We start from the raw sequence: 18,709 nt of genomic DNA on the forward strand, positions 1-18,709 counted from the left end.
CCCCTGCACGCGACTGACGTTTCCGTCCTTCACGGTGCCGGACGCCGAGGAGCCCCGGCCATCCGGCAGACGGGTGGGCCGGGGGTGGGGACAGCCTCAGTGCGGGGGCGTTCTACTCGGGCTGCACGAAGAGTTCGGCCGTGGTGGTCGCGGTGGCGGCGCGGGTGAGCCAGGTGGTGAGGGTGTCGTGGTCGTCGCAGGTGGTGATGGGCTCGCGGGCTTCGTCACTGACGTCGATACCATGGCCACTGAGGACGACGAGGAGGGCTTCGGCGAGGCTTCCGGCGCGCAGGGCCTGGGCCGTCTGGGACTGGAAGATGGAGAGGTCGACGGCCATGAGGTGCCTCCAGAGGTCCGCGGCCGGCGTCTTGCCCAGGCCTTGTTCGGTGAGCTCGACGTAGATGCTCGCGGTGCCTTCGTCGTCGGCCTGCAGGCCCTTCAGGGTGGCTACTCCGCCTTGTTCCCGCCGCCACCCTGTTGCTGCTGACCCTCCGGCCGCACCGCGTCCTTCGCCTTCTTCGCGAGGTCGTCGTCCAGCTTCTTGAACTCGCGGACCACGGTGTCGGACATGTCGGCGAGGGAGTCGATCTGCTTGGTGATGTCCTCGCGGCCGTCGTGCCAGTTGGACTCGAAGTCGTCGAGGGCGTTGTAGACGGTGCTGCTGCCGACGTCGTCCTGGTAGGACTCGAACATCTTCTTGGTGTGGTTGAGGCGTTCCTTGATGGAGCGCAGCTTGCGGCCGTAGTCCTCAAGCTCGCTCAGCGGTATGGCGAGATCGCTCTTGCCGTTGCCCACGTGACCGTCCCCCGTTCGCGCGTCTCGTAGTCTGGGCCGCACCGTATATCAGATCATCGGGGGAGGGGTGGCGTACAGCATGGCCCGCTACATGGAGACGCTGACCATCGAGCGCGGCGGTTTCCGGATCAAGGTGCCCGAGTCGTGGTGGGAGTTCGACGTGCGGCCGGAGTCGCGGGACGACTCGATCCGGCGGATGGTGAACGAGCGCATCGCCCAGCACCCGGAGCTGGCCCAGTACCGGGACACGTACGTCGGCTTCCTGCGCAGGTCCGCGGCAGATGCCTGGAAGTCGGGCGCGATGTACTGCGGCTGCATGGCGGAGAGCTTCGGCGGGGACACCCCGGTCACCGGGTCGGTCACGGTCTCGCTGGTCGGCGGCCGTACCCGCGAGGGCGCGCCGCTCTCCAACGACCCGGCCGCCATCGCCGCCCAGCTCGCCCCCAAGGAAGCCCACCGGGAGGGCGACTCCTGGCGCAAGGTGACGACCGTCGACATCCCCGGCGTCGGCCCCGCCGCGCGCACCTACGGCATCGAGGACATCCCGGTCCCGGAGGACAGCCTGGGCCGCACGATCCGCGCAGTCCTCATGCAGACCTTCATCCCGGTCCCCGGTCAGGAGGGCAAGGTCGCCCTGGTCGCCGGCAGCAGTCAGGTCCTCGACCTCGCCGACTCCTTCTTCGACATCTTCGACGCGATCACGTCGACGTTCCGCTTCGCGGACTGATCCTTTGCGGTGAGAGACCGGTGCCGATCGACGACACGCTCACCTTCGTGCCGTTCCGGGACCTGCCACCGTGGCTCAAGCGCCGGTGGGTGTACGTGACGGTGCGGGACGAGCTGGAGTACTGGTGGCTGCGGTGCACGGCTGCGGTCGAGGACAACGGCCGGTTCCGGCGCGGACGCCGCCTTCGCCGAACACTTCGCTGAGCCGAGAGGATGCCTGCATGCCTTCGAAAAGCCGTGACGAACTCATCCGGCTGGTGCAGCAGATCATGGACGCAGGCCTCCCCGAGCGGGAACACGATGCGCTGCTGGAGAGGCTGAAGCAGAGTGTCTTGCATCCCCGGGTAAGCGACTTGATCTACTACTCGGATCCGGAACTCACGGCCGAGGAAGTGGTGGACCAGGCGCTGGCTTACCGCCCGATCGCGTTGTGAGCCTGACCCGCTGGGCTTCACCTCGAACGGCCGTTCCTTGTAAGTTCGCGTGTGCACAGGCTTGTTGACGGGGCGTACGCGACGGGGGTTGCGGGGGCATGGCGGGGTACCGACCGGCGGACTGGCATCCACTCGATCTCGACCGGGACCCGACCCCCGGCGATGCGCAGCGCGTCCGCACGCTCGCCGCGCAGCTGCACTCCTTCGCCGACGACGTCTCCGACGCGCTGCGTCTGGTCAAGGGCATGGCCGGTGAGGACACCCTCCTGCAGTGGGCCGGGAAGTCCGCCGAGGTGTTCAAGGAGCAGTTCAAGGACGTTCCGAAGAACCTGAAGAAGCTGAAGAAGTCCTACGAGCTGTGCGGGGACGCCCTCGCGGACTACTGGCCGAAGCTGGAGCGGGCGCAGGCGCTCGCCGACAGGGCCCTGGCCAAGGCGAAGGAGGCGCAGTCGGACCTGTCCTCCGCCAAGTCGCGTCTGTCGTCGGCCGATTCCTGGGTCACCCGGGCCACGAAGGAAGCCGACAAGTACAAGGACGATCCCACCGGCAGCAAGTCCACCGCGGACAAGCCGGACGAGGGCAAGGTGCGGGCCGCCACCCGGGACGTGCAGAGCGCCAAGTCCGCGCACACCCAGGCCCAGTCGGACGTCACCAGCGCGCAGAGTGCCCTCGACGCCGCGAAGAAGATGGCCGAGGACGCCCGCAAGATGCGCGACGACGCGGCCGGTGAGGCGAAGCGGAAGATCGACGAGGCCTCCGACGCCGGTATCCCGAATCGGCACTGGTGGCAGGACGTCGGGCACTGGTTCGAGGACAACTGGGACACCATCGTCACCGTCTGCAAGGTCGTCGTCGCGGTCGTCGGGATCATCGCCATGATCATCGGTGGGCCGATCCTCGGCGCGATCGTGCTCGTCGCCGCCCTCGTCGTGCTCGCCGACACCCTCTACAAATACTCAAAAGGCCAGGCGTCCCTGTGGGACGTGGCGTTCGCAGCGCTGGACTGCATACCCGGCGGCAAGGGCATCACCAGCCTCGGCAAGCTCGCCAAGGGCATGCGGGGACTTGGCAAACTGGGGCTCAAGGGCATGGCCGAGGCCGTGCGTGGGCTCGGAACTCGTGGCCTGACCAGTCTGCGCTCCGGGATGACGGATCTGGTCGCCAGAGGCAAGGCACTCGCAGGGCGCTGCCCGGGCGGCGATCCGATCGACCTGGTGTCGGGCGAGATGCTCATGGTCGCTACAGATGTGACGTTGCCGGGCATCCTGCCACTCGAAGTCAAACGGACTCATCTGTCCACCTACCGCTACGGCAGGTGGTTCGGTCCGTCCTGGGCATCAACGCTCGACGAACGACTGGAGATGGACGACCAGGGCATCGCCTTCGCCTCGGACGACGGAATGCTGCTCGCCTACCCCCGTCCAACGCCCGGGGATCCCGTGTATCCGCTGGAAGGGCCCCGCTGGCCGTTGGAGTGGGACGGAAAACCCGGCGGGCCGATGACCATCATGGATCCGGAGACCGGGGTCACCCGCGTGTTCCAGCCGGACGGTGCGCCGGGTGCCGACGGCAGTACGGTGTTCTCCCTGCACAGCCGGAGCGACCGCAACGGACATCGCCTCCACATCGAGTACTCGGCTGCCGGGGAGCCGGTGGCTCTGCACCACAGCGGGGGGTACCGCGTCGCGATCGAAACGGAGGCCGGGCGCATCGCATCGATGCGACTGGCGGAAGCGACCGGCACGGACGACGCGACTCTGGTGCGCTATGCCTACCGTGACGGTGACCTGGTCCATGTGTACAACTCCTCCGGCCTTCCCTTCCGGTATGCCTATGACGACCGGGGGAGGATCACCAGGTGGGAGGACCGGTGCGGTTCCTGGTACGAGTTCGAGTACGACGAAGAGGACCGCTGCGTACGCGGCGCGGGTGCGGACGGGTTCCTCGACTGCCGGCTCACGTACGACCGTGACGCGCGCCGGACCGTGTACTCCGACTCGTTCGGACAGGCCACCGTGCACGAGTACAACGAGCGGCTGCAGCGTACGGCGGTCATCGACGCGCTCGGCAACATCACGCGATACGAATGGGATCGCCAGGACCGGCTGGTGGGGCATACCGACGCGCTGGGCAACAGCACCCGTTACGCCTACGACGCGGCCGGAAACCTGGTCAGCATCACGAGCGCCGACGGCACCACCGCTCGCGCCGAGTTCAACGAGCAGCGCCTTCCGGTGAGGACCGAGGCGGCCGACGGCTCCTGCTGGTCCTACGCCTACGACGACCGTGGCAACCGCACGTCGGTCACCACTCCACTCGCGGAGACGACCCGGTTCGCCTATGACGGCAAGGGAGCGCTGACCGAGATCACCGATCCGGCCGGAGCGGTCACAAGGGTCGAGACCGATGAACGTGGGCTTCCCGTGAAGTCGGTCGATCCCCTCGGCGGCACCGTGCAGCACACCCGGGACGCTTTCGGCCGGGTCTCCGAGATCCGCGACGCTCTGGGCAACGTGACCCGCCTTACCTGGAACGTCGAGGGCAAGCCCCTGTCGCGGACCACGCCCGACGGCGGCAGGGAGGTCTGGGAGTGGGACGCCGAGGGGCGTCTCGTGCGCCACACGGATTCCGCCGGCTCCGTCACTCGGTTCGGGTACACCCATTTCGATCTTCCTGCCTGGCGGTCCGATGCCGACGGCCGGCAGCGGCATTTCCGCTACGACACGGAACTCAGACTGGTAGGCGTCACGAACGAGCAGGGCCTCGCGTGGGAGTACCGATTCGGCACCACGGGGCTCCTGGAGTCGGAGACCGACTTCAACGGCCGCACGCTGATCTATTCGTACGATGCCGCCGGCCGACTCGCCCGACGTACCAATGGCGCCGGGCAGGTCACGTCCTACGAGCGTGACGCGGTGGGCAGGGTCGTCGGAAAGCGCACCGCGGAGTCCTCGACGACGTTCTCCTACACGTCGAGCGGACAGGTGTACCGGGCCCGATGCGGCGATGTCGTCGTGGAGGCGGAGCGCGATCGGCTCGGACGGGTACTGAGCGAGACGACCAACGGCCGAACCATCAGTCACGCCTACGACCGACTGGGCCGGCGCACGGTGCGCAGGACGCCGTCCGGAGCGGAGAGCCGGTGGGAGTACTCGGAGCGAAGTCTGCCGTCGAGGCTTTCGAGCGCCGGCCACGAGATCGTCTTCCGGCACGACGAAGACGGCAAAGAGGTGGTCCGGGACTTCGGCGATTCCCTCCGCATGGAGCGTCACTGGGACGAATGCCGCCGCATGACGTCCCATGTGCTGCGGGCACCTGACGGCCACGGCCTCGGCGACGAGAGCCGGGTCGTCAGCCGTCGCGACTACGTGTACGGAATCGGTGACCGACTGACCGAAACACGCGACCTCCACGGTGGTCGGCAGCAGTTCCGGCACGACGAGCGCGGTCGCGTCGTGGCGGTCGACGGTGATTCCTGGCAAGAACGCTACGCGTACGACGCCGCGGGCAACCCGACGTCCTCGTCCTCGTCGCTCACGGGCCGAGCGGACGGAGAGCAGTCCCGGCACACGTATGCCGGGAACCAGGTCCGTCGAGCGGGCAGGAGGTCGTACACGTACGACGGCCAGGGCCGGGTCACCCGACTGGTGCAGCGGACACTGTCCGGGGGCCGCCGGGCGTGGTCGTTCAGCTGGGACGCGGACGACCGGCTCACCGGCATGACCGGCCCCGACGGTCGTCGCTGGAGCTATGACTACGACCCGTTCGGACGCCGCACGGAGAAGCGGTGCCATGCCGAGGACGGGCAGGTCATCGAGCGGACCGCGTTCACCTGGGACGGCCAGCGCCTGGCCGAGCAGTCCCGCTGGAGCGACGCGGGCGAGCACACGGTCACGTGGGAGTACGAGCCGGGTACGCACCGGCCGATGGCACAGGCGGAGCGGACGCGGTCGCGCGAACTGCCGCAGGAGGAAGTCGACGAGCGGTTCTTCGCCATCGTCACGGACGTCGTCGGCACGCCTGTCGAACTGATCGGTCTCGACGGCGCGGTGCGGTGGCGGGGCAGGTCCGGTCTCTGGGGCGACGAAGACGCCCCCGACACGGCCGTGGAGGGCGGGCTGTCGTGCCCGCTCCGCTTCCCCGGGCAGTACGCGGACGAGGAAAGCGGCCTCCACTACAACTTCCACCGCTACTACGACCCGCACAGTGTCCGCTTTCTGACCCCCGACCCGCTCGGGCTCCAGGCAGGGCCCGACCACTACGCCTACGTCTCCAATCCCCATCTCTGGGTGGATCCGCTCGGCCTGCAGCGGTGCCCGACGTTCGTGGGCATCCAGTGGATGACCGACAAAATGCTGCAACGCGTTTCGTTCCGCTACCAACGGTTCGTCACGCACACGGACTACGAGCAGGTGTGGCGCCTCGGAGACGGCCGGGAGGTGCACGTGGACGGTGGTCCCACCGCGGACGGCTTCATCGTCGAGGCGAAGTGGACCGGTGGTGACCATCCGGGGGAGTGGGCGGCGTCTCAGTACAATCCTGCGCATCGTCACTACGACGAGGACCGGATCACCAGTCAGGCCGAGAAGCTCCTGGCGCTGAACGAAGGACTGGGCGGCAAGGGGGTGCGGTATGCCACCTCCTACCCGGAGGGAGCCGAGCACCTCCGGGATCTTTTCAGCAGCAAGTTCCCAGACGAATTCGCCGATGGAAGGCTGAACGTCTTCCACGTGCCGGGAAACGGAATGGATTAGGGCGTGGACGAGGTCGTTGCAGTTCTGGAGCTCCTGGCCGACGACGAGAGCCTGACAGGAGAGGGGATCGGTGCCGTCCTGGAACGGCTGGGCTGGGGCGTGGCGCGCCAGGTGCCGGGCGCCGCGTTCCCCCGTGTCTGGCGCAAGAACGACCTCCTGGCGGGTATCGAGGGGGACGCCCCGCAGGTGCGCCTCGCTGTCACCCTGTGGGAGCGCGAGGTCGACGAGGAGGCCGGCTTCGACGCGCTGGAAGCGCTGTACGACGAGTCCGCGCAGGTGGTCGGACGGATCGCACATGAGGTGGAGACCGGTGTCCTTGCCGGGCGCCTCGCCCGACTGGACGGTGGCCAGACGGTGGGCATCGACTACATCGAACAGCGGGCCTGGAGCCTGGGACGTCGGTCGCTGCTCGTTGGTGCGGTCCAGGACGACACGGAACTCCCGGTGAGGGTCGACGCCGTCGTTTCATGAACTCGGGCGTGCGGTGAGTACCGGCGCGATGTCTGACGTGCCGCAGCGGAATCTGGCCGTCTACCGGCTCCTGCCGAGCCTGAGCGACTACGAGACGCTGCGTCTGGACGGTACCGACCAGAGCAGGCTCATGCGGTGGCAGCGGAGCGGGGACGATTCGGACCGGCCGACCGGGCTGCGTGCCGAATGGATGGACCACTCCGCGCCCAGGAGCGAGTTCCCCAGCGGCGGTCCCGGAGCGCCCGTGCTAAGCCGCCGTCTGGCCGAGGGGTTCGGGGACGAACTGCTGTCGGCCGGGAGCCTGGTACCCGTCGAGATCCGCAACGGCAAGGGCGACGACTACGTCCTGTACCTCGTCGACCAGGTGGTCGACTGCCTCGATTCGCACAGGTCGTCGAAGCCGAAGCGGAACGGTGAGGTCAAGAGGCCCGTGTACCGTCCCGAAGCATTGCCGGCTCGGCTGCCCGCCTTCCGGCTGCCGCAGTTCCCCCGCGCCGTCCAGTGGAACGGCTGGGCCGTCGATCGGCTCCTCGGGCTCACCGGGGACCAGATCGAGGCCCGTCCGACCTGGTCCGAGGACCCCGCGGTCAGGCCTCATCCCGACCCCTGGGGATTCTGATCGCGCCCTGTCCGGCGCCGAGCGTCAGCGCAAGGTCGGTACCCCGCCTCCCTCGGCCCGCGTCAGTGTGACTCCGGGCAGGCCGCGCAGTCGGCGTTCCGCGAGAGCCGCGAGATGGCCGGCGGTCGGTGGGGCGGAGCCCAGGCCGATGGCGTAGCGGACCGGGTTCGTGGTGAAGGGGCGGGGCCAGGCGTGGCAGTCGGGGACTGTCGTGGAGAGGTCGGTGAGGAGGGCTCGCATCCTGCCCCGCACCCGGCCCTCGTCCGCGTCTGGGCCCACCGTCAGGACCGCCCAGGCCGCGTGGCGGCGGTGCAGCGGGGGCGGGGCGAGGAGTTCGGCCCGGGGACAGGGCTCCGCGGTTCCTTCCAGCAACTCCCAGGCGCGGAACAGCTCTTGGGCCACCAGGTCACGCATGCCCGCCGTCACCTGGTCGGTGCAGGGGCGTACGGGGGCGGAGGGGGTCGTGACGGTGAGGGGGAGGAGGGGCTGGGTCGGGTCGGGTGTCCGGCCCACCGGTTCTCGCCAGTCCCAGGCCGCCCACGTCGCGAAGAAGTGCCGTAGGAGATCGCCCGGCGCGAGGTCGCCGGCCTCGGCCGTGGTGCGGGCGGCCAGGACGGACCAGGCAAGGCCCGGCAGGCCTCCGAACGGCGCCGAGTCCAGGCCCCGGGCCTTCGCCCAGGCCTTGACCCGCGTGGCCAGCTGGGCGAAGGCGGGCCCGTGCCCGCCCACCGAGGCCAGCACCGTGTCGGCGTCGCTCACCGCGCTGAGCGCGATCGCGGCCTCCTCGCCCAGCTCGGTCCGGCGGGAGACCGCCTCCGCGGGGTCCGTCGCACCCGTGGTGACCACGGCCAGGTCCACGTCCAGCCCGTCGATCCGCAACCGCAGACCGGGTACGCGGGCCCCGACCACCTCGCGCACATCCGTCGCCTCGGGGAGAGCCGCGGCCACCCGTGCCCGTACGGCGGGCAGTCCGGCCGTGCCGGGCAGCACCACGACCAGGTCCAGGTCCGCGCCGGGCAGCGCGCAGCCCATCCGCCGGGAGCCGACGACGTGTACGACGCCGTCGGAGAACGCCTGCTCGATGCGGTGGGTGGTCCCCTCGGCCACCCGCGTCAGCGTGTCCTGTGCCCCGCCCCGCGCGGCCTCGGCCTCCTCCGCCCACCGCACCTCGCCCGTCCCCAGCGTCACCGTGGCCCGCACCCGCATCGGCTCGTCCCCGCGCCGCGAGAGCAGCGCCAGCTCGCCGACTCTGACCGGCATCGGGGTGAGCCGGGCCGCGCAGGCGGTGGCCAGGGTGTTCGGGTCGGTGGTGCGGCCCAGGCTCAGGTGAGGGGTGAAGCCGGTGTGGCGGCCGCCGCAGCGGGGGAAGTGGCGGACGAGCGTGCGGTGCAGGTCGGCCCAGGGCTCCTCACCCGCGGCCGCGGGGTCGAGCCAGACGGTCGCGTCGTCCCGGTGGCCGAACCACTGCACACCCTCCAGCCGGGCGTCGAAGGGCGCGGTGGCGGCCGTCGCGAGCACCGCCGCAGCCCGCTCGAATGCGTGTTCCGGTACGAATCCGAAGAGCAGGTTCACATGCGGGGGCCAGCGGCGGATCTGCGGGTCGTGGTCCCGGCGGATCTCCTGCAGCGGCGCCCACAGTTCCTCAGGCGGGAGCCACGCCAGCGCCGTCCGCGGTGTCGGTTCTTCGGCAAGGGAATCCAGGGCGTCCGCCTCCGGAGCGCCCACCGCCAGTTCGGCCAGGACACCGTAGTGGTCGGAGATGTACGTCCCCTCCGCCGACGGCACGTCACCGCGGAGTTCGGCGCGCCGTGCCCGCAGCCCCTCCCCGCGCAGCAGTACCCGGTCCAGCCGCGAGGCCCGGCCCGTCAGCGACGAGATCGCGGCCAGCGGATTGCTGCGGGGGTCGAAGGTCGGGGTCGTGTCGTCGGCGCCGTGCACGTCGCTCCACGCGTCCCGCAGGCCCAGCGCCAGCTGCGGTGTGCCGCCGCCGTCGTTGAAGTCGCCCATCAGGAGCAGATCGGCGTCCACGCCCGCCAGGCCCTCGGCGATGCGGGTGAGTTCCGCCTCGCGCCGGTCGGCGCCGTTCTCCGAGTGGTCGCTGCTCAGATGGGTCGCCGCGATGACCACGGGCCGTCCGCCCGCCTCCACGACGAGGGCGGCCACCGCCTTGTGCGGGCCCAGTTCGTGGTGCGCGGCCTCGATGACCGGGAGCCGGCTCAGGAGCAGCAGACCGCACGTGTCGACGTCCCGCCCTCGCGGGTCCGTGCCCAGGGTCCAGCCCGCCCGCACCCATTCCTCGCCCAGCAGCAGGGCGAGGAGATCCGTCTCGACCTCCTGCAGCGCGATCACGTCCACGTCCGCGTCGCGCAGGGACCGCAACAGCAGCGGCCTGCGCCGGGCACTGTCGATACGGTCGCCGTCGTACCGGTCCCAGAGCGTGTTCCAGGTCAGCACCCGCACACCCCCGGATGCCCGCATACCCGCGGATGCCCGCACACCGCCGGATCCCCGCCCACCGCCGGGCGCGTCCCCGCGCCGCGCGGGCGCGGCCCCCCAGTCCGCGCCGTCCCACGCGTGCGGCGTACGCGCCGTGAAGAACGGCGCCCGGAGCAGCCGGGCCTCGCGAACCCGCCCCGCCTCCGTCGCGTCGATCCGGTCCGCCCCCGTGGCCCGGTCCCACACCACCTCGCCGTCGGCCTCGATGAACAGCACCCGGTGCCAGGGGATCTCGCCCCCGGGCACGAACGCGGGCAGCGGGACACGCTTGGGCGCGGCGTCGCGCTGAAGGACGCCGAGCACGAAGCGGGCCGGGTCGAAACGCGCGTCCCAGCGCACCCGGTGATAGATCTCCTCGCTCGTACGCACGCGTCACACCTCTTCCTCGACGGTCCCGGCCGCCCCGATGTACCAGGTGCGGTGAGCGTCGCCGGGATACGGCGGAACGAAGCGGCGCAGCTGGCCGGTGAGCACGTCGGGCGGCACCGGGTGCTCGCGGCGGGTGTTGCGCCGTACCAGCTCGTCCTCGTCCACCAGGACCACGGCGTGCGTGATCAGGGCGTCACGGCGGTGGGCGATCCCGTGCACCAGCGAGCGCTGCTGCTTGGTGAGGGACGTGGCGTCCCACACCGCGGTCCCGCCGCCGGCCAGGGCCCGGTCCAGCCGGGCGAGCCCCTCACGGAGGACCTCGCCGTTGGCCCGCTGGTCGGCGCGCGAGCCACGCGCCTCGCGCAGGTCGTCCAGGGACACGCAGGCGTCCACGCCCGTGAGTCCCCGTGCGAAGGTGCTCTTGCCGCTGCCGGCCGGGCCGACCGTCTGGATCAGCTTCGGGAACGCGCCGGACCGCCACCGCCAGGTCGCGGCGACGGCCTCGTCGGCGCTGCCGATCCGCCCCAGCGCGTACGCCTCCCGGGCCTCGGCCCGGCACCGGGCGGCCGTGTCGGCCGGCAGCCCGGCGAACGCCTCCCGCAGCCCTGGGCTCCGCACGTCCTCGGCGTGCAGCGCCGACCACTCCACCTGCTCGCGCGCCGCGTCCGTGTGCGCGGTGGCCCGGGCGACCGCATGCAGCAGGCCCAGGTCGGCGGCGTACGACATTCGCACCAGGCCGGCCCGTCGGTCCTCGTCCGGATACGGCCGGTGCAGCGCCGGGTGCAGCCCCACGAGGTCGGCGACCCGGCGGGCGAGCGGTATGCCCGCCACCGTGGCGAGCCGCGCCGCCAGCCGCCCCCGCCGCACTCCGTGCAGCAGCGCGGCCAGGACGCCGGCCAGCAGGTCGTCCCCGGACCGCCCCGCCGGATCGAAGCGCTCGACGGCCCCTGCGTCCCCCTCGCCGGGCAGCCCCACGGCCTCCTCCAGCGCCCGCACGTCGACGGGCGCTCCCGATCGCACCGCCCACAGGGGCGCCCCGGCCCCGAGCCCGTTCTCGACGACGGCCGCGTGCATCCAGTGCGTGTCCGTCCGCACATGTCCCGCCCGCACCCACTTGGCCACCCGTTCCCCGAACTCCTGCGCGCCGAACCCGTCCGCGACCCGGACGACGTACCCCTCCTGCCGTTCGGGATCCAGCCGCAGCGCGCGCAGCGCCCGCTCGTCGAACACGCCTCGCCACAACACTCGGGGAACGGGAACGCCGAGCCCGCGCAGGAAGACCACCGTCCGGTCCCAGTCCAGGCAGCGGCCCTCCCCGTCCCACACCGAGAAGCCGTAGAAGTAGCTCTCCAGGTCGTCGTACGCGATCGAGTGCCGGGCGAACATGTTCTCCCCGCACACCCGCCACCCCTCCGGGACGGCGTGGCCGATCCGGGCCTGGAGTGCCTTGACCCAGGTACGGGAGGGGTGAGGGGCCGAGTCCAGCGAACGCGCGTGCAGGCCGTCGGCGTAAAGTGTGGTGTTCTCGCCGTCGAGCTTCTCGGTCACGACGACCTCGCGGCCGCGCAGACCGGACAGGTCGGTGATCCGGAGGTCGTCGGCGGTCGCTCCTGGCGACCAGGGCAGATGCCGGGTCCGTGGATAGTGCGTACGCATGGTGAACGTCCCCCGTGACAGCCGTTGTGCCTGCTCAGCGTAGGGGCGCCGGGTTATGGCGGGCGAGCGGATTACGGTGCGGCCGAGGCCGGCCGGGCACCTCGGGAACGCCGCTGGGGAGGGGCCCGGGTTTGACCTGCGTCACTCCGGGGGTAAGCTCCCCGGCCCGATTGGCCAGCCCCCCGCCCTCTGTGGCAGACTGTCGGAGTTGCTCGGTCGAGTGTTGATGCTGCGCGCCTCCCGCCGGGAGGACCGGAAGCGAGTCCCACAGTACTCGTCGTCCTAACTGCCACCACGGCAGCACTGGGGCGGACGTACGGGAATCTTTCGGGAAGTGCGGTGCGGCACCGGCCAGGCACCCGGTGGGCCTTCCGCCCCCGGCTTGCGGTTCCGGAAGGGCCGTGTGCATTCCCCGCAGGGATGTTCGAACAAGGGGCATCTGTGTCAGCGGGAGCGCGACACGCCCGACCGCGTGGGTCGGAGAAGGTAGGCGGAACCGCCGGGTTCCAGAGCGTGCAGAGAAGGACTACTGAGTAGCCATGGCGGGACAGAAGATCCGCATCCGGCTCAAGGCCTACGACCACGAGGTCATCGACTCCTCGGCGAAGAAGATCGTCGAGACGGTGACCCGCACTGGTGCGTCGGTCGCGGGCCCGGTGCCGCTGCCCACTGAGAAGAACGTGTACTGCGTCATCAAGTCGCCGCACAAGTACAAGGACTCGCGCGAGCACTTCGAGATGCGCACCCACAAGCGCCTGATCGACATCCTCGACCCGACCCCCAAGACCGTTGACTCTCTGATGCGACTCGACCTCCCGGCCGGTGTCGACATCGAGATCAAGCTCTGAGGCCGGTGATCTGAGAATGGCTAAGCAGATCAAGGGCATCCTGGGCGAGAAGCTCGGCATGACGCAGGTGTGGGACGAGAACAACCGTGTTGTTCCGGTCACCGTCGTCAAGGCCGGCCCCAACGTCGTCACCCAGGTCCGTACCAACGACGTCGACGGCTACGAGTCGGTCCAGATCGCCTTCGGCGAGATCGACCCGCGCAAGGTGAACAAGCCCCTCAAGGGCCACTTCGCCAAGGCCGACGTCACCCCCCGCCGTCACCTCGTCGAGATCCGTACGGCCGACGCCTCCGAGTACACCCTCGGTCAGGAAGTCACCGCCGAGGTCTTCGAGGCCGGCGTGAAGGTCGACGTCACCGGCAAGAGCAAGGGCAAGGGCTTCGCCGGTGTCATGAAGCGTCACAACTTCAAGGGCCTCGGCGCCGGTCACGGCACCCAGCGCAAGCACCGCTCGCCCGGTTCCATCGGTGGCTGCGCCACCCCGGGCCGCGTGTTCAAGGGCCTCCGCATGGCGGGTCGCATGGGCAACGAGCGTGTCACCACCCAGAACCTGACCGTCCACGCCGTTGACGCGGAGAAGGGTCTGCTGCTCATCAAGGGCGCGGTTCCCGGTCCGAACGGCGGCCTCGTCCTGGTCCGCACCGCGGCCAAGGGGGCCTGAGGTACCGATGAGCACTGTTGACATCCTTTCGCCTGCCGGCGAGAAGACCGGAACCGTCGAGCTCCCCGCGGAGATCTTCGGCGTGGAGAAGGTCAGCATCCCGCTGATCCACCAGGTCGTCGTCGCGCAGAACGCGGCTGCCCGCCAGGGCACGCACAAGACGAAGACCCGTGGCGAGGTCCGTGGTGGCGGCAAGAAGCCGTACCGCCAGAAGGGCACCGGCCGCGCCCGTCAGGGCTCGACCCGCGCGCCGCAGTTCGCCGGCGGTGGCGTCGTCCACGGCCCGCAGCCGCGTGACTACTCGCAGCGCACCCCGAAGAAGATGAAGGCTGCCGCTCTGCGTCACGCCCTCACCGACCGGGCGCGTCACAACCGCATCCACGTCGTCACCGGCGTGGTCGAGGGCGAGAACCCCAGCACCAAGGCCGCTCGCACGCTGTTCGGCAAGATCTCGGAGCGCAAGAACCTGCTCCTGGTCGTCGACCGCGCCGACGAGGCCGCGTGGCTGTCCGCCCGCAACCTGCCCCAGGTCCACATCCTGGAGCCGGGCCAGCTGAACACGTACGACGTGATCGTCTCGGACGACGTGGTCTTCACCCAGGCCGCTCTCGAGTCCTTCGTCGCCGGCCCGAAGGCCAACGACACCGAAGGGACCGAGGTCTGATGGCTATCCGTCACCCCAGCATCGCCTCGAAGGCGGCCAAGGCCGCCAAGGCCGCACGCGTCGCCAAGGCGCGCCGCCACGAGGCCGAGGGCAAGAACACCGTCGAGACCCCGCTCAGCAAGTCGTTCACGGACCCCCGTGACGTGCTGCTGAAGCCGGTCGTCTCGGAGAAGAGCTACGCGCTCCTGGACGAGAACAAGTACACGTTCGTCGTCGCCCCGGGCGCCAACAAGACCCAGATCAAGCAGGCCGTCCAGGCGGTCTTCTCGGTCAAGGTCACCGGGGTCAACACCCTCAACCGCCAGGGCAAGCGCAAGCGCACCAAGACCGGTTTCGGTCAGCGCGCGGGCTCCAAGCGCGCGATCGTGACCCTCGCCGAGGGCGACCGTATCGACATCTTCGGCGGTCCGACCGCGTAAGCGGGTCGGATCGTCCGATATCGGACGAGGACTGAGAAATGGGAATCCGCAAGTACAAGCCGACTACGCCGGGCCGTCGTGGCGCCAGCGTCGCCGACTTCGTCGAGGTCACGCGGTCCACGCCGGAGAAGTCGCTGGTCCGCCCCCTGCACAGCAAGGGCGGCCGTAACAACGCCGGTCGTGTGACCGTTCGCCACCAGGGTGGCGGACACAAGCGCGCCTACCGAGTGATCGACTTCCGTCGTCACGACAAGGACGGCGTGCCGGCGAAGGTCGCGCACATCGAGTACGACCCCAACCGCACCGCGCGCATCGCGCTGCTGCACTACGCGGACGGCGAGAAGCGCTACATCCTCGCCCCGCGCAACCTGCAGCAGGGCGACACCGTGGAGAACGGTCCCGGGGCCGACATCAAGCCGGGCAACAACCTGGCCCTCCGCAACATCCCGGTCGGTACCACGGTCCACGCGATCGAGCTCCGTCCCGGCGGTGGCGCCAAGTTCGCCCGCTCCGCGGGTGCCTCGGTGCAGCTGCTCGCCCGTGAGGGCGCCATGGCGACCCTCCGTATGCCGTCCGGCGAGATCCGCATGGTGGACGCGCGCTGCCGCGCCACCGTCGGTGAGGTCGGCAACGCCGAGCAGTCGAACATCAACTGGGGCAAGGCCGGCCGCAAGCGGTGGCTGGGCGTCCGCCCGACCGTCCGTGGTGTCGTCATGAACCCGGTCGACCACCCGCACGGTGGTGGTGAGGGCCGGACCTCCGGTGGCCGTCACCCCGTGTCCCCGTGGGGCAAGAAGGAAGGCCGTACTCGTTCGCCCAAGAAGGCGTCGAACAAGTACATCGTCCGCCGCCGCAAGACGAACAAGAAGCGCTAGGAGCGGGTTTAGATGCCGCGCAGTCTCAAGAAGGGGCCCTTCGTCGACGACCACCTGATCAAGAAGGTGGACGCCCAGAACGAAGCCGGCACCAAGAACGTCATCAAGACCTGGTCCCGTCGCTCCATGATCGTGCCGGCCATGCTCGGCCACACGCTTGCGGTGCACAACGGCAAGACCCACATCCCGGTGTTCGTCACCGAGTCGATGGTCGGTCACAAGCTCGGCGAGTTCTCGCCGACGCGCACCTTCCGGGGCCACGTCAAGGAAGACCGGAAGTCGAAGCGCCGCTAGTAGCGGATCGCATTCAGACACGTAAGTAACTGAGAGGGACAACCATGGAAGCCAGGGCCCAGGCGCGGTACATCCGCGTTACGCCCATGAAGGCCCGCCGCGTGGTGGACCTTATCCGTGGCATGGATGCCACGGAGGCTCAGGCTGTTCTGCGATTCGCTCCGCAGGCAGCCTCCGTGCCGGTCGGCAAGGTGCTCGACAGCGCCATCGCCAACGCCGCGCACAACTACGACCACACCGACGCCGACAGCCTCTTCATCTCCGAGGCGTACGTCGACGAGGGTCCGACCCTGAAGCGGTTCCGGCCGCGCGCCCAGGGCCGTGCCTACCGGATCCGCAAGCGGACCAGCCACATCACCGTGGTCGTCAGCAGCAAGGAAGGAACCCGGTAATGGGCCAGAAGGTTAACCCGCATGGGTTCCGGCTCGGTGTCACCACGGACTTCAAGTCCCGGTGGTACGCCGACAAGCTGTACAAGGACTACGTCAAGGAAGACGTCGCCATCCGTCGGATGATGACGTCCGGCATGGAGCGCGCCGGTATCTCGAAGGTTGAGATCGAGCGCACCCGTGACCGTGTGCGTGTGGACATCCACACCGCGCGTCCGGGCATCGTCATCGGCCGCCGCGGCGCCGAGGCCGACCGCATCCGCGGTGACCTGGAGAAGCTGACCGGCAAGCAGGTCCAGCTGAACATCCTCGAGGTCAAGAACCCGGAGACGGACGCTCAGCTGGTGGCCCAGGCCGTCGCCGAGCAGCTCTCCTCCCGCGTCTCCTTCCGCCGTGCCATGCGTAAGAGCATGCAGTCGGCGATGAAGGCCGGCGCCAAGGGCATCAAGATCCAGTGCGGTGGCCGCCTCGGCGGCGCCGAGATGTCCCGCTCGGAGTTCTACCGCGAGGGCCGTGTGCCCCTGCACACGCTCCGCGCGAACGTGGACTACGGCTTCTTCGAGGCCAAGACGACCTTCGGCCGCATCGGTGTGAAGGTCTGGATCTACAAGGGCGACGTCAAGAACATCGCCGAGGTCCGCGCCGAGAACGCCGCTGCCCGCGCCGGCAACCGCCCGGCCCGTGGCGGTGGCGCTGGTGACCGCCCGGCCCGTGGTGGCCGTGGTGGCGAGCGGCGCGGTCGCAAGCCGCAGCAGGCTCCCGCTGCCGAGGCCCCCCAGGCCGAGGCCGCTGCCGCTCCGGCTGCTGAGAGCACCGGAACGGAGGCCTGACCGACATGCTGATCCCCCGTAGGGTCAAGCACCGCAAGCAGCACCACCCGAAGCGTCGCGGTGAGGCCAAGGGCGGTACCACGGTCGCGTTCGGCGAGTACGGCATCCAGGCCCTCACGCCGGCGTACGTGACCAACCGCCAGATCGAGGCGGCCCGTATCGCGATGACCCGCCACATCAAGCGTGGCGGCAAGGTCTGGATCAACATCTACCCGGACCGCCCGCTGACGAAGAAGCCTGCCGAGACCCGCATGGGTTCCGGTAAGGGTTCTCCGGAGTGGTGGATCGCGAACGTGCACCCGGGCCGGGTCATGTTCGAGCTGTCCTACCCCAACGAGAAGATCGCCCGTGAGGCGCTCCTTCGCGCGGCCCACAAGCTGCCGATGAAGTGCCGGATCGTCAAGCGCGAGGCAGGTGAAGCGTGATGTCGGCCGGTACCAAGGCGTCCGAGCTGCGCGAGCTGGGCAACGAGGAGCTTCTGGGCAAGCTCCGCGAGGCCAAGGAAGAGCTGTTCAACCTCCGCTTCCAGGCGGCGACGGGCCAGCTCGAGAACCACGGCCGTCTGAAGGCGGTCCGCAAGGACATCGCGCGGATCTACACCCTGATGCGCGAGCGTGAGCTGGGCATCGAAACGGTGGAGAACGCCTGATGAGCGAGAGCAATGTGACTGAGAAGACCGAGGGGCGCGACAGCTTCCGCAAGACCCGTGAGGGTCTCGTCGTCAGCGACAAGATGGACAAGACCGTCGTCGTCGCCGTCGAGGACCGCGTCAAGCACGCGCTGTACGGCAAGGTCATCCGCCGTACGAACAAGCTCAAGGCGCACGACGAGCAGAACGCCGCGGGCGTCGGCGACCGCGTCCTCCTCATGGAGACCCGGCCGCTGTCCGCGACGAAGCGCTGGCGCGTCGTCGAGATCCTCGAGAAGGCCAAGTAATTTCCTGCGGGGCAAACCCCGCAGGACAGTTCCGCCAGGCTCTGGGCGGGTGTGCAAGTTGCGCACCCGCCCGGGGAACCGGCAGACAAACAGGAGATAGACGTGATCCAGCAGGAGTCGCGACTGCGCGTCGCCGACAACACTGGTGCGAAGGAGATCCTTTGCATCCGTGTGCTCGGTGGCTCCGGTCGCCGCTACGCGGGCATCGGTGACGTCATCGTCGCCACCGTCAAGGACGCGATCCCCGGTGGCAACGTGAAGAAGGGTGACGTCGTCAAGGCGGTCATCGTTCGCACCGTCAAGGAGCGCCGCCGTCCGGACGGCTCGTACATCCGCTTCGACGAGAACGCCGCCGTCATTCTGAAGAACGACGGCGACCCTCGCGGCACCCGCATCTTCGGCCCGGTCGGCCGTGAGCTGCGCGAGAAGAAGTTCATGAAGATCATCTCGCTCGCGCCGGAGGTGCTGTAAGC

At 69.5% G+C, this 18,709-nt stretch carries 22 protein-coding genes; 18 read left to right on the forward strand and 4 right to left on the reverse strand.

The genetic code is table 11. From position 1 onward, the window contains the following. Positions 1-112: 112 nt before the first annotated feature. Both ACFY0K_RS28755 and ACFY0K_RS28760 read right to left on the reverse strand, forming a co-directional pair. Entirely contained in the window at positions 113-337 is a 225-nt protein-coding gene (locus ACFY0K_RS28755; protein WP_390642266.1) for a hypothetical protein, read from the reverse strand. 110 nt (positions 338-447) lie between these two features. Further along, complete coding sequence (locus ACFY0K_RS28760; RefSeq protein ID WP_390642267.1) at positions 448-795, reverse strand: hypothetical protein; 348 nt, start codon at positions 793-795, stop codon at positions 448-450. A 79-nt stretch (positions 796-874) separates the two neighbouring features. Between ACFY0K_RS28760 and ACFY0K_RS28765 the strand changes: the two genes are divergently transcribed. The 6 genes from ACFY0K_RS28765 (at position 875) to ACFY0K_RS28790 (ending at position 7,799) form a co-directional block, all read left to right on the forward strand. Further along, positions 875-1,522 (forward strand): hypothetical protein, encoded by a 648-nt coding sequence (locus ACFY0K_RS28765; RefSeq protein WP_390642414.1) that lies wholly within the window; start codon positions 875-877, stop codon positions 1,520-1,522. Between the two features lie 20 nt (positions 1,523-1,542). Further along, positions 1,543-1,725: a hypothetical protein gene (locus ACFY0K_RS28770; RefSeq protein ID WP_390642268.1), complete on the forward strand. Its 183-nt coding sequence runs from the start codon at positions 1,543-1,545 to the stop codon at positions 1,723-1,725. Between the two features lie 17 nt (positions 1,726-1,742). Continuing rightward, entirely contained in the window at positions 1,743-1,955 is a 213-nt protein-coding gene (locus ACFY0K_RS28775) for a bacteriocin immunity protein (protein ID WP_390642269.1), read from the forward strand. 98 nt (positions 1,956-2,053) lie between these two features. Next, entirely contained in the window at positions 2,054-6,709 is a 4,656-nt protein-coding gene (locus tag ACFY0K_RS28780) for an RHS repeat-associated core domain-containing protein (RefSeq protein WP_390642270.1), read from the forward strand. Positions 6,710-6,712: 3 nt separating this feature from the next. Further along, positions 6,713-7,180, forward strand: coding sequence for a hypothetical protein (locus ACFY0K_RS28785; protein ID WP_390642271.1), 468 nt, complete (start codon positions 6,713-6,715; stop codon positions 7,178-7,180). A 28-nt stretch (positions 7,181-7,208) separates the two neighbouring features. After that, a complete protein-coding gene (locus ACFY0K_RS28790) occupies positions 7,209-7,799 on the forward strand; it encodes a hypothetical protein (protein WP_390642272.1) in 591 nt (196 codons plus the stop codon). 24 nt (positions 7,800-7,823) lie between these two features. Here the strand turns inward: ACFY0K_RS28790 and ACFY0K_RS28795 are convergent, their stop codons facing one another. Continuing rightward, complete coding sequence (locus ACFY0K_RS28795) at positions 7,824-10,664, reverse strand: poly(A) polymerase (RefSeq protein WP_390642273.1); 2,841 nt, start codon at positions 10,662-10,664, stop codon at positions 7,824-7,826. Between the two features lie 3 nt (positions 10,665-10,667). Beyond that, positions 10,668-12,320: an RNA ligase family protein gene (locus ACFY0K_RS28800; protein ID WP_390642274.1), complete on the reverse strand. Its 1,653-nt coding sequence runs from the start codon at positions 12,318-12,320 to the stop codon at positions 10,668-10,670. A gap of 539 nt (positions 12,321-12,859) precedes the next feature. On the opposite strand from ACFY0K_RS28800, the gene rpsJ reads away from it, so the two are divergent. From rpsJ to rplN, 12 genes are all read left to right on the forward strand, one after another. Beyond that, positions 12,860-13,168 (forward strand): 30S ribosomal protein S10, encoded by a 309-nt coding sequence (rpsJ, locus tag ACFY0K_RS28805; RefSeq protein WP_003948644.1) that lies wholly within the window; start codon positions 12,860-12,862, stop codon positions 13,166-13,168. Between the two features lie 16 nt (positions 13,169-13,184). Then, the gene (gene rplC, locus ACFY0K_RS28810; protein WP_062706771.1) at positions 13,185-13,829 is read left to right on the forward strand and encodes a 50S ribosomal protein L3; all 645 of its coding nucleotides are present in this window, start codon (positions 13,185-13,187) and stop codon (positions 13,827-13,829) included. A gap of 7 nt (positions 13,830-13,836) precedes the next feature. Continuing rightward, positions 13,837-14,493 carry a 50S ribosomal protein L4 gene (rplD, locus tag ACFY0K_RS28815; protein ID WP_390642275.1) on the forward strand — a complete coding sequence of 219 codons (657 nt, stop codon included), beginning with the start codon at positions 13,837-13,839 and terminating at the stop codon, positions 14,491-14,493. Then, a complete protein-coding gene (rplW, locus tag ACFY0K_RS28820) occupies positions 14,493-14,912 on the forward strand; it encodes a 50S ribosomal protein L23 (protein WP_351957584.1) in 420 nt (139 codons plus the stop codon). Before rplD ends, rplW begins: the two co-directional genes overlap by 1 nt. 38 nt (positions 14,913-14,950) lie before the next feature. Further along, complete coding sequence (gene rplB, locus ACFY0K_RS28825; protein WP_093499642.1) at positions 14,951-15,787, forward strand: 50S ribosomal protein L2; 837 nt, start codon at positions 14,951-14,953, stop codon at positions 15,785-15,787. Positions 15,788-15,799: 12 nt separating this feature from the next. After that, positions 15,800-16,081 (forward strand): 30S ribosomal protein S19, encoded by a 282-nt coding sequence (gene rpsS / locus ACFY0K_RS28830; protein WP_023547380.1) that lies wholly within the window; start codon positions 15,800-15,802, stop codon positions 16,079-16,081. Between the two features lie 44 nt (positions 16,082-16,125). Then, a complete protein-coding gene (gene rplV / locus ACFY0K_RS28835) occupies positions 16,126-16,473 on the forward strand; it encodes a 50S ribosomal protein L22 (RefSeq protein WP_003974262.1) in 348 nt (115 codons plus the stop codon). Beyond that, positions 16,473-17,300 (forward strand): 30S ribosomal protein S3, encoded by an 828-nt coding sequence (gene rpsC / locus ACFY0K_RS28840; protein WP_093499641.1) that lies wholly within the window; start codon positions 16,473-16,475, stop codon positions 17,298-17,300. Before rplV ends, rpsC begins: the two co-directional genes overlap by 1 nt. 5 nt (positions 17,301-17,305) lie before the next feature. Continuing rightward, positions 17,306-17,725, forward strand: coding sequence for a 50S ribosomal protein L16 (gene rplP / locus ACFY0K_RS28845; RefSeq protein WP_093499640.1), 420 nt, complete (start codon positions 17,306-17,308; stop codon positions 17,723-17,725). Continuing rightward, positions 17,725-17,949, forward strand: a complete 225-nt coding sequence (gene rpmC / locus ACFY0K_RS28850; protein ID WP_018564811.1) for a 50S ribosomal protein L29 — start codon at positions 17,725-17,727, stop codon at positions 17,947-17,949. Before rplP ends, rpmC begins: the two co-directional genes overlap by 1 nt. Next, complete coding sequence (gene rpsQ, locus ACFY0K_RS28855) at positions 17,949-18,236, forward strand: 30S ribosomal protein S17 (protein ID WP_351957585.1); 288 nt, start codon at positions 17,949-17,951, stop codon at positions 18,234-18,236. The genes rpmC and rpsQ overlap by 1 nt, the downstream gene beginning before the upstream one ends. A gap of 102 nt (positions 18,237-18,338) precedes the next feature. Continuing rightward, positions 18,339-18,707 (forward strand): 50S ribosomal protein L14, encoded by a 369-nt coding sequence (gene rplN, locus ACFY0K_RS28860; RefSeq protein WP_003998823.1) that lies wholly within the window; start codon positions 18,339-18,341, stop codon positions 18,705-18,707. Positions 18,708-18,709 lie beyond the last annotated feature (2 nt).

Source organism: Streptomyces sp. NPDC001507 (genome assembly GCF_042894765.1).
GTDB lineage: Bacteria > Actinomycetota > Actinomycetes > Streptomycetales > Streptomycetaceae > Streptomyces.